Below are 19,776 nucleotides of genomic sequence, written 5' to 3' on the forward strand. Positions count from 1 at the left end.
ATCAGTTCTGCCTTCCGTCGCGGGGGAAGTTGAAGGAGTCGGGCGCGTCATTGGTACCGCGCGCTTGCGGAACGTCGGGAAGCGCGCCGATGAGAGAGTCGAGGTGGACGAGCCAGTCGGCCGCCGTACGGACCGTCCACCCCGCGTCGGCGTAGGCATGGTCGCGCCGGAGGGCTTCCTCGTCGTCCTCGCCGTGCGGTGCGGCGACGACGGCGACCCGGACGCCGGGCTCCTGCCAGGCGAAGTCGGCTTGCCAGCCGCGCTCACCGAGCTCGAAGCCGAAGACGGGGGCCTGCTTGCCGTGTCCGGCGAGCTCGCGGCCGAGCCGTGTGAGCGCCGAATCCGGCTCGTCCTCTTCCAGCAGTGGAAGGATGTCCTCGTCCCAGGCGGCGTCGCGCAGCAGCCGGGCGACGGCCTGCTCGGCCACGGAGTCGCCGGCTTCCGCCCCGGAGGCGGTGGCGGCAGGCGCGTCCTGTGCCACCGCCGTCGGCAGTTCCCGCGGCCGGCGGACGGCGATGAGCGAGTCGAGCTCGCCGATACCGCCGGTGACGGCGAGTACATCGACGGGGAAGGTGCGCGCACGGCTTCCGGCCAGCTGCACGCCGTCCCCGCCGGCGAACGCGAGGAACTGGAGCAGGTTCGACCAGTACAGCCAGGATCGCCAGCGCAGCTTGTGCTCGTCGGTGCCCAGGACCTCGTCACGGTCGTCCAACACGGCGAGCGCGCTCCACCGCACCGCGTTCGCGTCCTCGCCGTCGCTCGCGTCGACGGTGAAGAGGAGGGACAGGCCGTACCCGTCGGTCGCGCGGAGCACCAGGACGGCCCCGTCCCCCGTGACGGGCTCTGCGGACAACGGCTCCCGGCCCGCGCCGTACGCATCGAGCGCGGACCTCAGCACCTGGCGCGCCTGGGAACGGTCCGCCTGCATCGCCAGGGCGGCGGGCTCGGCCATGAGACCGCCCACCAGAGCCCTGGCACGGCGTCCCCAGCGCTCCTTGGCCGGCTCGCGCAGGTAGGCGAGGAGCGTGTCGACGGGGTTGGCGAACACGGCCTCCGGGAACTCGGCACGCTCGCCGCCCATCTCCTCGTACCAGTCCTTGGCCGCGTCCTGAGCGCTGCGCGGGTACGGCGGCCAGACCGGCTCGGCCTTCGCGGCCTCGCCCTTCTCGAACAGCTCCAGGTCGTCCCAGGTGAGCTGGAAGACGATGTGGTTGCTGCTCCGCAGCTGGTTGCGTTTGTCGCAGTCCGCTGCGATCCGGTTATGGGCGCGAGTGGCATGGTAGCGGTGGCCGTCGAGGTAGACGGTGACGTACTCCTTGGGGCCGTCCGTGGACTCGAAGGTGAAGTCGGTACGGGTGAACTCCATGTCCCGCTGTGCCGTGAGCCGCCAGTTGGCGCCCTGGCTGAAGCGCAGGTAGCCGCTGGCCGTACTGCTCTCCTCCAGTACGGCGTCCTGTTCCCCGCCGGTCCACGTCCGCAGCGCGGCAAGGAACCGGGCCTCCAGATCGGACTCGACCTGCTTGTCCAAGCCGATCAGGTCCGTGCTGGGCAACTGCGCGACCTTCCACAGGTCGACGGGGTGCCCGTCCTCGCCGAGCACCGGCTCGCCGTCCTGGTCGACCGGGCCCAGCAGATCGTTGATGATCTGCAGGGCCTCGAGGCGCGACACGATGTCCTGGTGCCGTTCCTCGGTGTAGCGGTGCAGACAGCGGTGGCAGGCGAGCTGGCCCTCGTCGCGGCAGGGGCACTTCAGCAGCGCCCGCCGTGCGTCGGCGAGGGCGGCCCGGAAGTGCGCCGGGTCGGTGAGCCGGTGCAGGTAACCGGTGCCACCCGGCAGGCGGTCGAAGAGCACCAGGAAGTGCCGTGTCTCGCCGGTGGCCTTGTCGGGCATGCGCGCCAGAGTCGAGTCCAGATGCTGCGGATCGCCACCGAAGTGATGGTCGACGCCGAGGCGCAGGGCTGCCCGGAAGGAGTGGATCTTCTCGTCGACCAGGACGGTGGCGGCCGGCAGCAGCACCCGCAGCGCCTCGGTGCGCAGCTGGTGGGCGAGCAGCACCGGTTCCTGCGGCACGCTCTGCGGCTTCTTCCCCCGACGCAGCGGACACCACGGCTGGTGGTGCTTGAGCTTGGGATTGCGCGCCGCCGCGGAGTCCAGGGCGTCGGTGTCGTGGTCGAAGACGGGCCGCCCGTCGGCCGTCGCCGCGCCGCAGCCCGTGCAGACGTGAAAGGGCGCCATCCGCACACTGTGCCCGGCGAAGTCGTCCTCAGCCTTGGCGTCGAACCGCATCGGGCCGACGTTGATCCGCCGGATGAGTGCCGTGCGGCAGAAGTCGATGCCGAACGCCTGGGTCTGATGCCGCCAGGACGTCTTCGGCTCGATGTCCTCCAGCGCGATGTCGACCGCGTCGATCACCGTGTAGTGGCGCTGCTCGCGGTCGTCCTTGTCATCGCTGATCCGGGCGTCCTCCCGCTTGTCCCGGGAGGTGACGACGACAGGCTCGACGACCTTGTGGAGGCAGGAGCCGTCGTCAGCGATCCGGGCGCTGCGGCAGCGCGGGCACGGCGAGCGGTCGTCCTGGGCGTTCTGGGTGCGCACGTACCCGCACTCCTGGCAGAACCGCCACAGCCGCCAGTCGGGATCGGTGGCGGTCCCGATCTCCAGGCCGGTGACCTGGTGCTTGTAGCCGTTGACGTAGAACGTGTTACCGGGCGCGAATTCGGACAAGGCGTAGCGGCGTGGCCGCTCGTAGGCGCGCGGCTTGGACCTGTACGTCTCCCTGCCGGTCTTCTCGTCAGCGCCGTCCGGCCAGTACAGCGTGGCGTTCAGCGTGGTCGCCGCGTCGATGAGGGCGTAGTTCGGCAGCAGCCCGAGGTCGCACAGGGCCTGCTGGGCGGTGGTGAGTCCGAGCGACAGCAGCCGTTTGCCGACCGACCGGTGCTCGGCGTCCAGCTCGGCCTTCTGCCGGGCCTGTTCGTCGTCGCTGTCGTGCAGTTCGTCGCGTGCCTCGCCGATCATCTTCAACCGGCGGCGCAGCACCTCCTCACCGCGCCGCCACTGCCGTTCGGCCTCCTCAGCCGCGCTGCGCAGCTTGCGGGTGGCGTAGTCGCGCAGTTCGGCCCGTGCCTGGTCGCTCACTCCGCTGGGGAACAACCCCAGGAATCCGTCGACGAGCTGGTCAGCATGGGCGAGGGCGGCCTCGACCAGGTCGGCGAGGTAGCCCGAGGGGCCGAACAGCTCCGGGGCCCGGGGCGGGATCGCGGCCAGGGGCTTGCCGTCAGGACGCGGCAGGCGCCCGCGCGCGGCCAGGTCCAGCAGGTGGGCCAGGTACTGGCGGCGCAGGATCTCGATCGCCGACAGATGACTGCCCGGCGGCACGATCCGGCCGGCGATCATCTCGCGCGGCTGGTCGAGGAAGTACAGGTCGCGGCGGCTGCGGTCGGGAATGGTCAGCAGGAACGCGTTGCCCGTACGCCGCCCGGCCCGGCCCACCTGCTGGGCGTAGTTGGCGGGCCGGCGCGGCAGCGCGGCCAGCACGACGGCGGACAGGTCGCCGATGTCGATGCCCATCTCCAGGGTGGGCGTGCAAGACAGCACGTTGGGGTCCTTGAAGCCGGTGCCGTGCTTGAACGCCGCCTCGACCCGCTCCCTCTCCGGGCGGGTGAGCATGCCGGTGTGCTCTGCGGTGATCACTTGGTAGGTGCCCGCTTTGCGGTACAGGCGCCGGTAGTAGTCATCTCGGTGGTTCCGGTCCCGGTGGTGCCTGCCCAGCTCCTCGGGGCGGTTCCCGGCGACCAGGCGGCCCCTGCGGCAGCGGTACGACGGGCACGGCTGGCCGTGCCACTGGTCCAGGACGTCCGGGTGGACCGTCTGCTCCCAGAAACAGACCGGGCAGCGCACGAAGGCGTCGTTGACGATGTCGTCGGCGAGGAGCCGCACGTCGATGGCGCCCGGCTGCAGCCCGTAGATCCGCAGGCTGCTGTCGGCCGGGGTGCGCACCGAAAGCAGTCCGGCCGCCACCAGGTCCGGCAGCAGCCGGTTCCAGAACCCGGCCGTCTGCTCGCGGGGCAGATCCAGGCAGCGCTGTGCCCACCGCTCGTACCAGGACAGCCGTCCCGTGGCGAAGTCGAACTCGCTCTTGGCCTTGGGCTGGTCTAGGAGGAACACCGGCGCCGCGACGCCCCTGGGGAAGGCGCGCATGCCGACCGGCCGCCTGCCCCAGATGAAGTAGCGGCTGGTCCCGGCCTCCTTCAGATAGCCGTCCAGCCACTTGTGGCCGATCGCGCCTCTGGTGCGCAGCCGCTCCAGGAAGATCCGCAGGAACGCCAGGTAGCGGGCGTCGTCCTGTTCGACGGGCGGCAGCCCGCCGCGCGGGCCCTCCTCGGCCAGATGCGCGGCCTTGACGACCGCGACCGCCGCCGTCACGTCCGCGATGCGTACCTGGGCCGCCGCCGTACGGGTCAGCTCCAGGGTCCGGCCGTTGCGGGAGCGGAAGCCGAACTCCATCAGGGCCTCGAACGCGAAGCGCTCACCGATCAGGTTCCATGTCCTGCGGTCGCCGCCTCGGCCCTGGCCGGACAGCAGCCGTTGGACGCCCGCGACGTCGTGCAGGTCGGTCGGGACGACGGCGGCGAGCGTCGTGCGGTCGGTGGTGGCCGCGACGACGTCCGCGATCAGGTCGTTGAGCGCGGTCGGCCGGTTCTCGGACAGGTGCTTCTTGAACAGGGCGCGCAGCGAGAAGGTATACGAGCGGGAGGCCACGAACCCGGCCCGGTGCGCGGCGTCCTGCACAGAGTCGTTGAACATCAGCGTCTTGCCCTCGCCCTGCTCCTCGTCCATCTCACCCCCCGTGAAGAGCTGGGTGACCGAGGCCGCGGCAAGCGCCGCCGCACCGGTGCCGAGGAAGCGGATCGCGTTGCGCGACCCGCACGCCGGGCACCAGTCCTCCTCGGGCCGCCGTGTTCGCCGTTTCACCCAGGTTCACCAGGACGAAGGCGGAGTCGCCGGCCGCCGGGCGCGGCTGTCCGGTCGAGGAGGCGTAGTCCCTGACGGGATCGGGCAGGCGTAGTTTTCGGTTCGGCCCGTCCAGCACGCGCAACTGCCCGCCCCGGCCCGAGGAGAGAACGGACGTGCCGCGGCCGCCGTCCGCGCCTCGCCCGGCCGAAGCCATCGGCGCGGTGCCGGAGCCCTCGCGGGCCTCGGCGTCTGTCGCTGCGATCAGGTTGCGCACCCGCATCTTGTCCTGGCTGACCGAGGCCCGCCGGATTTTGTGCGAGTCGACCTGGACATGGGTGTCGTCCGTCTCCGGGGGAGAACACCGCCCAGCCCGAACGCCCGCAGTCACGGCAGTACACGGCGGGCAGGAACAGGTTCGAGGCCTGGCCCCCAGTTGCCGTGGTGACCGGCGCCGTCCGGGCGTGCTGGTCACCCTGCCGGTCCGACGCGCCGGCAGCGTCCCACTGGAACTCAGCTTTCGGCCACGGCAGCACGCCCCGTACAAGGCGGGAGACCGAGCGGGCCCACTGGTGCACCTCGATCTGCACCAAGGGCCGCGGACGCTCCGGAGTCGACTCGGGATCGCGGGCGACGGCCATCAGCGCGACGAAGCGGGCGAGGGCGGAGGCGGCGACCTCGGGCCGCTCGGTGATGGTCCTGCCCCACGAACGCGCGCCTTTGCGCCACATCAGGTCGAGCACTTCGCCGGTGGTGCGGACCTCGCCGTCGAGCGCCTGCATGACGGCGGAGGTGAGCGTGTGCCGCTTCAGGTTCCGGCCCAGCAGGAACGGGTCCGCATCGCAGGTGCCCGTCAGTGTCTCGACGAGGTGAGCGAACTCATCACTGCCGAGGGTCGGATCGGGCAGCAGCGCCAGTTCGTCCGGGGAGGGATCCGGCAGCGCCGGGTCGAAGTCGTCGGGCGGAAGGAATTCGTCGACGCTCTGCCGGTCCTCACCGATGATCGCGTCCTCGGTGAACTCGGTCCCGAAGACCTGGGTGGCGACGGTGAGGAGCCGGCGCACGCCGTCCCCGTCCTTTCCGGAAGCGAGGGTCGCGGAGGTGGCGACCGGACAGATCCGCCCCAGCGGGTTTCCGGGTTCCGACGCCCCGACTGCGGCGGCCAGACGTCGCAGCAGCATGGCCACGTCGGTGCCCTGGGCGCCGTCGTAGGTGTGGAACTCGTCCACGACGACGTACCGGATGTCCGCGCCGTTCCACAACGCGGCGTCCTGGGAGCGCTGGAGGAGCAGGTCCAGCATCTTGTAGTTCGTGATCAGGATGTCCGGCGGCGACACCCACATGTCGGAGCGGCGAGTGTAGACCCGGTCGTACTTCGTCTCCGCCCGGTCGCCGATGTACAGGCCGGCGCGGAGCTTGCCGAGATCGGCGTCGTACTCGCACAGCAGGTCGTTGATGCGCTGTGCCTGGTCGGTGGCGAGCGCGTTCATCGGGTACAGGAAGACGGCCTTGATGCCTTGGTTCCCCGCGTCGCGCTCGCGCGCGCAGTGGTCCAGGACCGGGTAGAGGAACGACTCGGTCTTGCCGGAGCCGGTACCGGTCGTGACGAGGGTCGGCCGCGGGGTCCGTCCGCGTGCGGACGACAGCCGCTGGAACGCCTTCGCCTGGTGGGCGTACGGGGTCCAGCCGTCCGTCCGCCGCCAGTCCAGCAGTTCCTTCCAGGAGTCGTCGGCCTGCGTGAACGGCGTCCGTATCCGCAGGAACGGCCCCCGGAACATGCCGGACGTCTCGTCCCCGAGGAACCGGTGCAGCGACTCCCGGGCGCCTTCGTCGGTCAGCGCGTAGGTCGTCGAGAGGTACTGAAGCAGGCTCTCCTTGAGCCCCTGCGCTTCGAGCGTCGGCCTCACGGGGTGGGCACCTCCTGCTTCACCGGGTCCCACTCACCATGGGCGACGGCGTCGTCCAGCCGCTTCTGGAAGTAGGCGTGCGCCTCACGCATCTCCTTCTCCCGGTCGGCCTTGTAGAAGGGGGCGGTGTAGCCGTCCGGGACAGGGTTGTTGTCGGGGTCGGCGAGGTACGCCTCGAACTGGCCCCAGGTCTCCTTGGTCTGGCGCTGACCGATGGTGCGGGCGTTACCCGCGAGCTTCCAGCCCTCGGCGTCGAACCAGGTCACGGCCTCGTACTTCTGCAGCACGGGGAACCGGCCGCGGTAGGCGGCGATGAGCGCGTCGGCGTCCATGCCGAGCCAGACGGCGACGAGGGCGTCGATCTCGACGAGGGCGGACCTGCGGGCACGTTCCGTGCGGAGGGGGGTGTCGGGGCGCCAGTCGGCGGTGACGTCTTGGAGCGGCTGCAGGCCGGGCCAGGGCAGGGCCCAGGGCTCGTAGGCGGGCCAGGTGGGGTCGTAGAGCTCTCGCCAGAGGTCGGCGTAGGCGGTGGTGAGGCAGTTCAGGCGGAGGGTGCGGAGCAGTAGAGCTGCGGCCAGCGGGTGGCCTTGGCGAGGCGCGGGCATTGCCTTTGCTCCAGCGCCTCGGAGATCGCTACGTCCAGTGATACGCAGAAAGTAATCCAGAGGGAGGGAAGCCCAAAAGCCAGCCACTAGAGCGGTCATGCGAGTGTCTTGCATGGCAAGGCTATAGACAGTATCCACGTGGGCGGTTCCGGGTGGAATTAGAGCAGCATACAGAGCGCGTTCCGTATTGGGGGCAATTTGGCGGCGCCATGCAAGCCGCTGGAAGGAAGTGTGCCTGCGGTGTGCCCATTTAGCGAGCATGGTATTAATGCTCTTAGTATCAACGTCCTCCAGCGGGATTTTTCGGGTCTGGGCGATCTCCTGCTTGGCCCATCTGTGTGCTGTCTCGCTATGCCGTAGACGCTTCAGCGCATCTTTAGAAAGCCACCTATCTTGATCGGCGAGGTAATCGATCGTCTTGTTTTTGATGCGAACGAAGGCGGAATCAGGGACAAAGCTCTCTGAAAGAGATACTAGGTCGATGCCGAACGGATCGTTACTGTTTGCGTCATGGCGCTTGAAGGCAGGGGTTGCGACACTCAACTGGGTCCCCTTCAGGATCACCTCGCGCCATGCCTTAGGTGTGTATTCCGATCCGTCAGAGCCGGACGCCCGATTGTAGTCGATCAAGCCATTTGCTTTAGAGGTCACCTCGGTACAGCCATCGGTGATTTCGGGTGAGAGGCTCCCCAAACGCATTGGGTAGTCTGCCAGCGACGCAATGGCGGTGGTTTCCGCGATGCTCACAGGGAAAAGCAGCCGTGCCTGTTCAACCGGTTTGTCTTCTTCATCCAGCAGACGCTGCCATACAGCCAGCAGGCCCGTATCGACTCGGACTACCCGCGACCGGTGCGGTCGCTCGTCGAACTCGCCGTTGCGGTACCGGATGCCAGGCACCTCGCCACTGCCGTCATGCGTGGCGGAGAACCGCAAGGCGTCTGCCGAGACCAGCCAGGACAGGTGGTCGAACACGATCTGCTGCTGACGGCCGTACACGTGCACACCGAAGTGAGCGGTGTCGCCCACCGGTCGCGGGAAGAACTTCTGTCCCGAGTTGACGAAGTCGCCGTGAACACGCAGCCGCCGGTAGGCAGCTTCCCGCAGCGCGCCTTCCTTGTCGCCGGTGAAGTGGCTGTCGGGGTGAACCAGCCCCGTGGTTCCCGACGCCGACACGTGGTCCCACACCTGGCACATGAAGGCCCGATACAGGTCCGGCTGCGTGCCGGTTAGCAAGGGGTAGAGCTGCGACGCTCCCAAGACCGCTACTTGCCCAGAGACGTTGGTCAGCTCGTCGAGCACGTGCTGACGGACCGTCGGCAGCCGCAGAAGCTCAGCCCGCCGCTCGTGCTTCTCCGCAGTCGACGCTCGCTCAGTCAGTGCGAACCACGGCTCATGCTCAGCCAGCACCGAACTCTCGTTCCATCGGGGCCGCACCCAAGGCGGGTTACCCACCTGCAGATCGAACCCGCCGCCCTGCGCGAAGACCAGCGCGAAGTCCAACTCCCAGTGCAGGAATCCCTGTTCCTCCGCGATGTTGGTGACCGTGTGCATCCAAGGGAAGCGGGTCTCCGGGTCCGCGAGGTCCATCCCCATCAGGCGGGGGAGGTTCTTCTCGAAGTCCTTGAGCGCGTCCAGGTTGTCGAACTCGGTGATCAGGTTCTCCTCGTCGGGGTCGACCGTGCCCAGGAGGGCTTCGAGGAAGTCCAGCCAGTCGTCCAGCTCGACCAGCGGGATGGTGTCCCGCCAGGTCCGCTGCTTGGACTGCTTCGGCGCATTGCGCCTGGACTGACCGGCCGCCTCCACCGTCTGGAGGTCGATGAGCGGCTCGTCCTCCGCCAGGGCGGACGTCAGGGTGCCCTGCGTCGGCCTCGACGCGAACAGCATGGTCTGCTCGGTGAAGCGCGGCCCCGGGATCGTCGCCGCGGACTCGCTCCCCCCTCCCGGAGAGACCGCTCCCGCCTCCCCACCGACCAGCGGCACCCCCAACAGATCACCCAGCGCGTCCGCCGAGGCCACCGCCGGCACCGTGTCGTCGTACACCCCGTCCGTGCCGTCCAGCAGGGACGCCTTCTCCGCCGGCCAGAACCACAGGGCGCACCAGGCGTCCATGACTTTCTTCAGCCGCCAGTACGGCGTCTCGGTGGCCAGGAACAGGTCGGTCATGACCTGCTCCTTCGGTACCGCGCCCGCCGCCGTTCGCAGGAAGTCGTACTCGGGGTCGTCCGGCGCCGCGCCCCACACGTCGATCTTCCGCGCGATCGCCGCCTCGGAGAGCTGCATGCGCTTGATGACGAGCGACCACAGGAACTCGGCCCGCTTGGCCGCGTCCCGCAGCCGGGTGAACTGGGAGGACGCTTCCTTCCTCGGCTTGCCCGCCTTGTCGAGCTTGGGCGTGCCGTCCTTGTTCAGGTGCGCGGTGCTGCGCTTGGGGCGCTGGAGGATGCCCTTCTTCCAGGCGGCCAGCTGCGCCACTTGGTCCTTGGCGAGCTCCCTGGCCTCCTTCGAGCCGGTCACCGCCGCCCATCCGGGGGTCGGTAGCAGGAACTGGTGCACCGCGTCCTCGGGCAGCGGCTGTGGCTCGCCGTCCTTGAGGAACGGCAGCGGCGTCGGTGCCAGGGTGTTCTTCGCCGCGAGCCAGGCCTTGGCTGGGGAGACGACGTCCTCGCCCGCGTACACCGCCCGCCGTCCGCCGATCAGCGAGTTGCCCCGCCGCAGGTGCAGGCCGAACCACGGCGCCCGCATCCCCGGGTGCATGGTGTTGAGCCACAGCGAGACCTCGGCCAGCTCCACTCCCGTGGCGTTCAGGTCGACGCCGTACGCGTTGTGCAGGGCGACGTACGCCTTGATCTTCTGCTTCTCCGTCAGCGCGTCCGCGGCCGGGACGGAGACGCCCAGCTCGTCCTGTCGGCGGCGCAGGTACTCCTCGGCGACCTGGTTGATCGCCTCGTTGAGGAACGCGCCGGAGCCCAGCGCGGGCTCGCAGATCTTGTACTTCAGCAGCTCCGAGGCCCGCGTCCGGACGATCTCGCCGCTCTCGTCGCGCTCCTGGTCGAGGAGGTGCTTGAGCGCCAGCTCGACGGTGACCTTGGTCAGGGACTCGGGGGTGTAGTACGAGGCGGACGTCTCGCGGTCGCGGCCCGCCAGCCGGTAGACGAACTCGCCCACCTTGTACTTCTTCGGGCCGCGCAGGCCTTTGACCGCGTCGTGCTCGTCGTACTCGACCCAGGTCTTCTCCGGGTACTCCTTCAAACGGTGCGCGGGCACCAGCCAGGAGCCCTTCTCCGGGTCGCCGCCCTTGGCGACCTCGGACAGCCCCTCCTCGGCGATGATGCCGGTGTACGACATCAGGCCCTCGTACACGGCGCCGAGCTGGTTGATGCCGAGGTTGCGGTAGGAGATGAAGCCGCCGCGTTCCCCGCGCCGCTTGGCCTTCTTCATCGTCAGCAGCCGCAGCACCTCGTGCAGGGCGCTGTTGCGCAGCCGCAGGTCCAGCCACCTCGGCTCGGTGTCCTCGTCGCTGCGAGGGTCGAGGACACCGCGGCCGATGAGGCGGATGGACTTGGGCTCGAAGAGCTCGCTGCGCAGCGGCTCGAAGCGCAGACCGCGGTCCTCGCTGCGGCGCTTGGCCTTGAGCTTGCGGGTCTCCTCGTCGTCGTCCGGCAGCTCGTCGTCGGGCTCGGTGCCATACGGACGGTGGCCGTGGTTGACCTTGTTGAACAAGACGTCGAGGGAGGCGAAGAGGTGGAAGCCGTTGCGGGCCTCCTCCTCGACGAGTTGTTCGTCGCGCTCGACCAGCTCCCGCAGCCGCGCCACCGAGTAGCCGGCCTCGTAGGTGCCGTCGTCAGCGGGCAGGATACCCAGCTCCGGGCGGGCCTCGGCGTACAGCAGGAACAGGATGCGGTAGAGGTAGCGCAGCGATTCGTGGGTGAGTTCCTTGGCGAACGGCAGCTTCGGGTCCTCGATCTGACGAGGCTCGACATCGGCCTCCTCCAGCCGGTCCAGGACCTCGTTGGCGATGATCTCGACCGAGCGCTGCAGGCCCTCGCGCAGCTCCCCGGAGACGCCGACCGCGTTGTCGCGGGATGCCTTGACCAGGGCGTCGATGCCCGGCCCCTTGCCGTCCTCGGCGGGGGCGAGCATGTCGTGGCTGAACAGGGCGGCGATGGTGGCCAGTTCGCCGCCCTGCTTGCGGTCGTTGCGCTCCAGCGCGGCGTCGAGGTTGGCGGCCAGGAAGCGGCCCTCGCCCCACACCTGGCGGTCGGCCAGGACGAGGACGCCGCCGCAGAGCAGCAGCACGAAGCGGGGCGGCTCCCCACCGGGCTCGCCCAGCTCGCTCTGGAAGAGCCAGGTGGCGAGGGACTGGCCGGTCTCGTAGACCTCGCTGCCGCTCACCCGCAGCGGGTGCCGCAGCCGGCCGGGGCCGGCTGCGTCCAGGGCCGTGTCATTCCCGGCGGCCCAGCCGCACTCGACGGCCACGATGCCGTCACCGTGCCAGGCCGTGGCGACGGTGTGCTCGCGTCCGGCGCGGTGGACGGCCAGCTGCCGCCGCTCGGCGCCGCCGGAGAATCCGAGGGCCCCGAGCACCTTGTCGTGCCAGGCGCCGAGCCGCTCGCACCAGTCGCCGTCGTTGTAGGTGTTGAGACGGGCTCCGGCGGCGGCGCTGTTCTCGTCGACGTCGTCCTCGGCGTCCAGCTTGGCGCGTTCGGCGAAGAAGTTGCGGAACTCCTCCGACAGGTACGTGCCGCGCAGGGCGCGCAGCATCTCCCTGGGCGTGGCACGCGGGTCCTTCTCGTCGGTCTCGCGGCCGGTCCAGGTGGCGAAGAGCCCCTTCTTGAGGTCCTGGCCCAGCTGCTCGGCGAAGTAGTGCGCCGACAGGTACTCGCCGCGGTTGGAGAAGGAGTCGAAGTCGGTGCTCATCGGGTGGTGTCTCCAGCGGCGGCGGACAGGGGCTCCAGGACGCACAGCAGGCGCAGCATGGGTGCCCCGGAGGTCTTCAATGACTTGATCAGCGTCTTGCGGCGGCTCGCCGTGAGGTTCACGTCGTTGCGGCCCTTCGCCGAGCGGGCGGAGGCGAACAGGGCGTCCTGCTGCCATCGCGTCACGCGCTTCTCGTACGGGGCGAGCATCTCCTCGATCCTGCGCGCGTACTCCGCCTCCTGCTCGCGCAGGTACCGCGCGGCCTCGTCGACCGCCACGGGAACGAGGCGCTGCAGCACCTCGCGCTCCTCCCGGGGGACGGCGCGGCCAGGCATCTTCGGACCGACGCCGCACGCGTCGAGGAAGGCCGCGTCCATCCGTACGACGCGGGGCGCGGCGGGCAGGCCGACGACGGCCATCCACTCCACCACGGTGGGACGGCCCAGCGCGTTGGAGTGGATGCCCTGCACCAGGTAGACCGGGCCGGTCAGCTCGGCCGGAAGGCGGGAGTCCAGCTTGGCCGCCGCAGTGGCGTCGGGACGGTACGCGAGGACGAACGCCTCGTCGTGACGCAGAGATGCCAGGGCCTTGTCGGTCACCCAGTCCAGCACGGGATGCACGTCCGAGACGTACCCGACGTTGGGCCACTGGGTCTTGGAGGACTCGCGGGCCGCCTTCAGCCGCTGCTCGCCGAGCCGCTTGTCGAAGGTGATCCGGAGCCGGCCTGGGGCCTTGCTCGTGGGCAGGATGTTCTGCTCAGTCAGGTACGACTTGGGCAGTGCCTTGAAGCGGTACTGGAGGTCGGCCGGCGGCTCGAACGCGATGGTGCCGTCGTCCTCGTGGCGCAGCTTGAGCTCGTTGTCCGCCCCGGTCGGGCAGATCTGGCGCAGAGCCTCCTCGAAGTACGCGGAGGTGGAGCGGAACACGCTCGGGACCGTCGCGTACGCGATGTCGTCCTGGGCCGACTTGGCGCCGATGTTGCCCATCATCCTGCTGAGCATCGACGGGGCGCTGCCGCTGGAGCGCTTGATGGACTCCTCCACGGTGCGGCCGGCGAGCAGGTCGCGGGTGAGGCGGTTCTCCTCCTCCTGCGCCCGGTACAGGCCGGTGACCGCCTCGGCCGAGCCGTCGATCCGGTGCGCTTCCGCCTCGCGCTCGAGGAGCTTGGCGCCGACCAGCCGGTCGTCGAGCGGCAGGGCCTCACCGGTCTCCGGGGCGCGGCGCCACTCCACGTCGCTGGTGAGCACCAGAGCGCGGAACTGCGGCTTCTCCTTCTGTCCGTAGCGGTCCACACGGCCGTTGCGCTGCTCGATGCGGATCAGCGACCAGGGCAGGTCGTAGTGGATGAGCTGGTGGCATTCCTGGTGGAGGTTGACACCCTCGGAGGCGACGTCGCCTGTGAACAGGATGCGCACCGGGTCGTCGCGTAGCCCGAACTTCTCGACGATCCGCTTCTGCTCGTCCTCGTTGGTGGCCTCGCCGTGCATCACCTGCACCACGCCGCCGTACGCCAGCCAGGGCCGGTTCTTCTTGTCGCCCGCCTCGACAGAGCCGCTCTTCTGGAACCCGAGCCGGGCGGGGACGGCCTCGGCGAGCCATGTCAGGGTGGGAATGCGCTCGGAGAAGACGACGACGCGGGTGTCCGAGCCCGGACCGACCCCGATCTTCTTCAGCTGCTCGACCAGCGCGTCCAGCTTCGCCGAGTCCTCGTCACCGATCTCGTCGGCCAGCCGCTCCAGCTCCACGATCGCCTCGCGCTCGACCCGCAGGGCGGCCTCGCGGGCGGCCAGGTCCTCGCCCTTCCTCACCTTCGCGGGGCCGGCCAGGTAGCGGCGCCGTGCATCCAGTGACTTCTGGAGCGCCTTGTGCGAGGAGAGGAAGGCCTTGAAGAAGTTGTACGCGGCGAGCGGGTCGGCGCAGACCGAGGAGGCGGTCGGGTCACGCGGGATCCAGCGGGCGGCCAGCTCCTCGAAGACCGCGCGCTCCTTCTCGGTGGCCTGCGCGGGGACCAGCTCGGACGGGCCGCGGTCGGCCCACACACCCTTGAGGGAGTCCCGCACCTCCTTGTCCGTCTTGGTGCGCCGGATGTAGAGGTGGTCCAGGTCCTTCACCTCATAGTCCGAGGTGTTCGCGATCGCGGCCTCGTCCAGCATCTTGATCAACTCGGCGAACGACTCGGTCTCGCCGTTGTGCGGAGTTGCCGAGGCGAGGATCAGCGCGTCGGTGCGGCGGGCCAGCAGGCGGGCGAGGTCGTTGTTCTTCGTACCGCGGTTCACCAGGTTGTGGGACTCGTCGATTACGACGGCGTCCCACTCGGTTGAGTCCAGGTGGTGGGCGTACACGTCGCTCTTGAGCGTGTCCACGGAGATGATCGCCCGCTTGAAGTACGCAAACGGGTTCCGCCCTGCCGGGATGTCCTGCTGGATGCGCTGGATGCCCGTGGAGTCGAGCCGGACGAGCGGGATGGAGAACCGGGTCCACAGCTCGCGCTGGAACTGCTCCAGGACGTGCGCAGGTGAGACCACGAGAATGCGCTCGCCCCGCCCGCGCCGGATCAGCTCGGCCAGCAGGATGCCGATCTCCAGTGTCTTACCGAGGCCCACCACGTCCGCGATGAGCACGCGCGGCTGCGGGTTCTTCATCGAGAGGGCGAGTTGGGCCGGCCGCAGCTGGTGGGTCTGCTTGTCCATCAGGAAGCTGTCGGCCAGCGCGAGCCCGTGCTCGGTCTGGGGCAGCGCCGTCTTGCGGATCACGGCCTCCAGGTAGAGGCGCGCCTTGCGGTGATTGGGGGAGTCGTCGCAGACCAGCTCGGTCCTCCGCGGGTCGAGCACCTGGATGTCGTCGAGCAGGCTGTAGAAGACGGCGTCGGTGCCCCGCACGAACGAGGAGACGCCGGTGACCTCCACCATCCAGCCGTCCCGGGCGGTGGCCGCGACCTTCCGGACGAGCCACTGCTCGTCACGGACCCGGACCTGGGCGCCCGGAGCATAGGCGACCGCTCCGCCCCCCGGCCGTGCCACATCCCCCGACGCGTCGAGCGCGAGCCCGTCCTCACTCACCACGTCGAGCACGCCCTGGCTGTCATCGGCCTCCGCAACGGTGGTCACGTGCTGCTCCATTTCCCGCCCTTGATCTTCCTGGACCACCGTCGTGCACGGTTCGTCCGTGTCCATGCTGCCTGCCTGTACCGCGCCCCACTGACACCGCCCCGCGGCTTCGCCGGAAGCCGGGGCTCAGAGGCCGGGCTGGGCGGCGTACCGACTCCGCAGCTCCTCGGCCACGCGCTGTGACGCGGGTGGCCGTCCCGGCTTCCGAGCTATGGGTACGGGCGCGGGAACATCGGCCACCGGGGCCGGGGACGCCGCCGTGCTGTCCGCGGACGGGCTGGGCACGTTCTCAGCCTCGGAGGCGTCCTCCCCATCCGGTTGCGGCGCGGTCGGCCGAGGGCTGTCCAGAGGCCCGGCCGACTCGTCATCGCCGAGCTCGGCCGCCTGCTCGGCGATCCTCTTCCACGTTCCTGTCCCTGCCGGTTCATTCCCGGGGGCCGATACCGTCCCGTCCACCGCGGTGGCGTCGATCAGGGCGTGCCGGGCCGCCATGGGAGACAGGGCCGCCGCGGACAGCACGTTCGTGCATCCGGCCATCACCGCATCGAGGGAGGGCCGGTCGACCGGGTCGTGGGCCAGCATGGAGCCGATCAGTGGTACCAGGGCCTGCGGGAGCCCGCTCAGGTCCGGGGCGTGGTCGGGACTGGCGACCTGCCCGACGATCGCCTCCCAGCGCGCTCCGTCGTAGGGGTAGTGCCCGGTGGCCGCGTACAGCAGCACCGTGCCGAGCCCGTACACGTCGGCGGACTCCTCGACCTTCGTCCGCCCCAGAGCCTGCTCGGGCGGCATGCACCGCACGGTGCCGATGATCATTCCGCTGTGGGACAACGTGTCCTTGGCGGTGTCGAGGAACGCCCCGAGGCCGAAGTCGATCAGGATGGGGCCGTACGCACCCAGCATGACGTTCTGCGGCTTCAGGTCGCGGTGGAGCAGCCCGGCCGTATGGACGGCCTGAAGCCCTTCCGCCAGCAGGGCGCCGAGGCTCGCCACCAAGGGAGCGGACAGCGGACCGCGTCCGTCCACGTACGTCAGGAGCGTCTGGCCCGGCACGTATTCCATGGCCAGCCAAGGCCGCTCCGCGTAGGGATCGGCGTCGAGAAACCGGGCGACTCGGTTGGTCCCCACCACTGTCCTGGCGATGAGCGCTTCCTTCTCGAAGCGCGCCCGGGTGGCCGGGTCCAGCCGATCGGGGCGGATCAGTTTCACGGCGACCGGGTCGCCGGCGGGCGAGAAGGCCAGGTAGACCTCGCCCATTCCCCCCGAGCCCAGCTCCCGCTCGACCACATATCGGCCGATCTGCTCGGGCACCCCGTTCATGAACCGCACATATCCTCTCGACGCCCCGCATGTCCCCAAGCGGCCTTCACCAGACCTACACCTTAGTCCTGGAAGTAAACCGGAGGGACCCCCGTCCCGCTCTTCGACCTGATCACGGCCTCAGACGGACAGGCGGGTCAGATCAGGCCCACCCCGCCCCATGCCCACGACGAACCCGGACCGTGCGGTCTGCGTGAATGCGAGCTGGAGACCGCAGCGTTCCTTGCTCCACATGACCGCACGAGGCGCGTATCGCGTACACCGCACGCCCCATGCCGCGGGGCGCCGGTGCGAACGGCGGGCCCGTCCGGTCTCCTGCCGTCAGGAAGCACCTGGTCCCGCTCACCGCAACTTTCCTCAGGACGTGCCCCGGTCTTCCCACCGGTCTCGGAACCACGTCAGCGTCTCAGCGAGGACTTCGCGGTTGCGCTCCTTCTCCAGCAGGGACAGCCGGATGTTCGGGCGCAGCTCCAGCTTGCCCTCCGGGATGTCGACGCCGTCCAGAGCGTTGAGACGCGTGAGAAGTTCGGCGCGCAGTGGGCGGTCGGTGAACGGCTCCCTCGTGGCGAGGTACTGGAAGACGATTTCCGCCGTGCCGCCGCGCCCGGTGCCGGGGTAGAGCGTCATCGGCCAGACGCCGCGGCCGGGGCTGCCCGCTTCGCCGAGCATGAGGAACGCGCTGGTGGTGTGGCGACCCGCGCCGTGACCGATCCAGCCGCCGAGTCCCTCCCAGTGAGCGAAGAGCGCGCGCACCGCTTCGACCGTTTCGGGGGAGTCGTCCGCGGTGAGCTGGCGGAAGAACCGCTCGGCACGGGTCTCCTCGCCAGGCGCCTCCATGGTGACGTCCTGAGCGGTGCCCTCACTGTCCATTCGGTCGTCGTCCGTGCCGGCGAGCAGCGCGGCGAGGTCGTCGGCGGTGAGCCGCTGGGCCGGGTCGGCGGACCCGGTGGCCGTGAAGCGGACGCCGTCGGCGGCCAGCCGGGCGCGGACGTCGTTGTTCCCAGCCTCCTGGGGCGCCGCCCACCGGAAGCCGTCGGAGACCTTGCCCTCGGAGGTGAGGACCCGGTACCCGTATGCCACTCCGCGAGCGTTGGCCAGGTGGTTGCCCACGGCCTGGGCGCCGGAGCCGACGAACGCGGCGAGGTCTCCGTACGAGGTCCAGGTGCCGTGGGGGAGCGCGGCGAGGACCTGGTGGACGAGCTGCCAGTCGCGGCTGCGTTCCGCGCGGCCCACTCCGCGCAGCGGGGCCGGCCACACCGCGATCGCACGGTCGGCGAGTTCGTCGGCGCGGGCGCGGATCTCCTTCGCACCCCAGCGCTCGGTGGCGGCGATGCGGCGGTTCATCTCCAGGTGGCTGCTCTGCAGCAAGTCCTGCTTGCGCTCGAAGGGGTGGTTCGACAGCTCCGAGTTGACCGCGGTGAGTGTCAGGTTCCCGAGCGTGTGCTGCAACCGGGAGTGGAGGTCCTCCGCGCTCTCCCCGTCGGCCACGTCCTCGCTCAGCATCCGGATCCACTCACTGCCGGGAGACTGCGGCATGACGTGCTCGATGGTGAGCTGCGCGGCGGCGAAGTCCACCGGCTCGGGATGTTCGTAGCTCTCCTCCAACCGCTGCAGCACCAGCTTGCGCTGGTGCCAGCGCCCGTACTGGTAGAAGGGCGCGGTCCGGATCTTCTCCCGCAGCTCTTCGTCGTCGGGCCAGAAGCGGTTGGTGGCGGAGAGGAGCTGGTGCAGGCCGTCGGCGACCGGCATGTCGAGTGGGAGCTGTCCGGGCATGGCCTGGAAGATCCTGTTGAGGTTGTTCGTCGGTACCCGGCCGATCATCCGGCGTACCAGGAAGCTCTCGATGTACGACATCGCGCGGGCCGTGTCCGCGGAGTCGAGCTCCCCGCTCTCGCGCCGGTCGAGCAGCAGCATGAGCGCGGGATAGGTGACCTGGGCCTGCCAGGTGTCCAGACGGTGCAGATGGGCGCGGACCGCCGCGTCCGGCTCCTCTTCGGGGTGGAGCAGCCGGCGGAAGAGAGCGCCGCGACGGTGCAGCTCCCTGATGTACGCCTCGATCTCCTCTTCGCTCACCTCCCCGCGCTCGAAGCGCTGCTGCTGAGCCGCATACAGGTCCTGGCGACGCACCCGGTCGTCCCCGTCGAGCACCAGCTGGAGCCACATGAGCTGTTCGAGCTCGTCGTTGCTCAGACTGTCCTGCAGGGGCAGCCAGTAGGTTTCGTAAACGTGCTCACTGCGGGTGGAAAGCCGCATGAACAGGTAGTTGCGCAGCAGGTCGGCCTGGCTGAGCTTGAGGCCGGTGTTGTTGAGCGACTCGAAGATGCGGTGCACGTTGTCCCCGCGCTCGGCGGTCACCGCCACCAGTGTGAGCCGTGAGGTGATGGCCTGCTCGATACGGAACACATCCTGCGGGGCAGCCGGATCGGCCGCCGCGACGAGCTTGCGGCGGAAGAAGGCATAGGCCGTCGCGACGCTTCCACCGACATTCTGCTCCACGCCTGGCCCTCGGACGTGCGCGGCGAACTGCGGCCGGTCGGCCTGTGTCGGCAGCAGCCGGAAGTGGTCGTTGCCGGCTTTGCGCTTGTTGATCAAGTATTCCTCGTCGATGCGCTCGGCCTCCTCCGGATCGGTGTCCGCGATGTGATCGCGGACCGCGGCCAGGGCGAGGGAGAGCGTGGTCAGCCGCTGCTGACCGTCGACGACAAGCCAGCGGGGGAACGTCGCCTCGTTCTGCGGAGACGGCGCGAGCACGACGGAACCAAGGAAGTGCGTGCTCGCCTTGTCCCCGGACTCCAGCAGCTCCGCCTGCTCCAGGATGTCACTCCACAGTTGTCCCAGCTGTTTCTCCGTCCAGGAATACGTCCGCTGATAGAGAGGCACCTGGAACTGCTGGGCCCTCCCCTGCATGAGATCAGCGAACAACGTCTCCTTCGCCTGCATCGTCTCCCCCCTCGGTGACTGATTCGGTTGCG

The 19,776-nt window shown here is 69.4% G+C and carries 6 protein-coding genes; all 6 read right to left on the reverse strand.

The window, feature by feature from the left end:
- Position 1 precedes the first annotated feature (1 nt).
- On the reverse strand, positions 2-4,972 hold the full coding sequence (locus R4Z62_RS27990) for a DUF1998 domain-containing protein (RefSeq protein ID WP_491521235.1): 4,971 nt from the start codon (positions 4,970-4,972) through the stop codon (positions 2-4).
- Positions 4,969-6,858: a DEAD/DEAH box helicase gene (locus tag R4Z62_RS27995; RefSeq protein ID WP_491521236.1), complete on the reverse strand. Its 1,890-nt coding sequence runs from the start codon at positions 6,856-6,858 to the stop codon at positions 4,969-4,971. Before R4Z62_RS27995 ends, R4Z62_RS27990 begins: the two co-directional genes overlap by 4 nt.
- Positions 6,855-12,380 (reverse strand): hypothetical protein, encoded by a 5,526-nt coding sequence (locus R4Z62_RS28000; protein ID WP_491521237.1) that lies wholly within the window; start codon positions 12,378-12,380, stop codon positions 6,855-6,857. The genes R4Z62_RS27995 and R4Z62_RS28000 overlap by 4 nt, the downstream gene beginning before the upstream one ends.
- A complete protein-coding gene (locus tag R4Z62_RS28005; RefSeq protein ID WP_491521238.1) occupies positions 12,377-15,487 on the reverse strand; it encodes an SNF2-related protein in 3,111 nt (1,036 codons plus the stop codon). Before R4Z62_RS28005 ends, R4Z62_RS28000 begins: the two co-directional genes overlap by 4 nt.
- Positions 15,488-15,613: 126 nt before the next feature.
- Complete coding sequence (locus tag R4Z62_RS28010; RefSeq protein ID WP_491521239.1) at positions 15,614-16,804, reverse strand: serine/threonine-protein kinase; 1,191 nt, start codon at positions 16,802-16,804, stop codon at positions 15,614-15,616.
- Between the two features lie 357 nt (positions 16,805-17,161).
- Positions 17,162-19,744: a GmrSD restriction endonuclease domain-containing protein gene (locus R4Z62_RS28015; RefSeq protein WP_491521240.1), complete on the reverse strand. Its 2,583-nt coding sequence runs from the start codon at positions 19,742-19,744 to the stop codon at positions 17,162-17,164.
- Positions 19,745-19,776: the final 32 nt, after the last annotated feature.

This window comes from Streptomyces sp. PL-25, assembly GCF_058344915.1.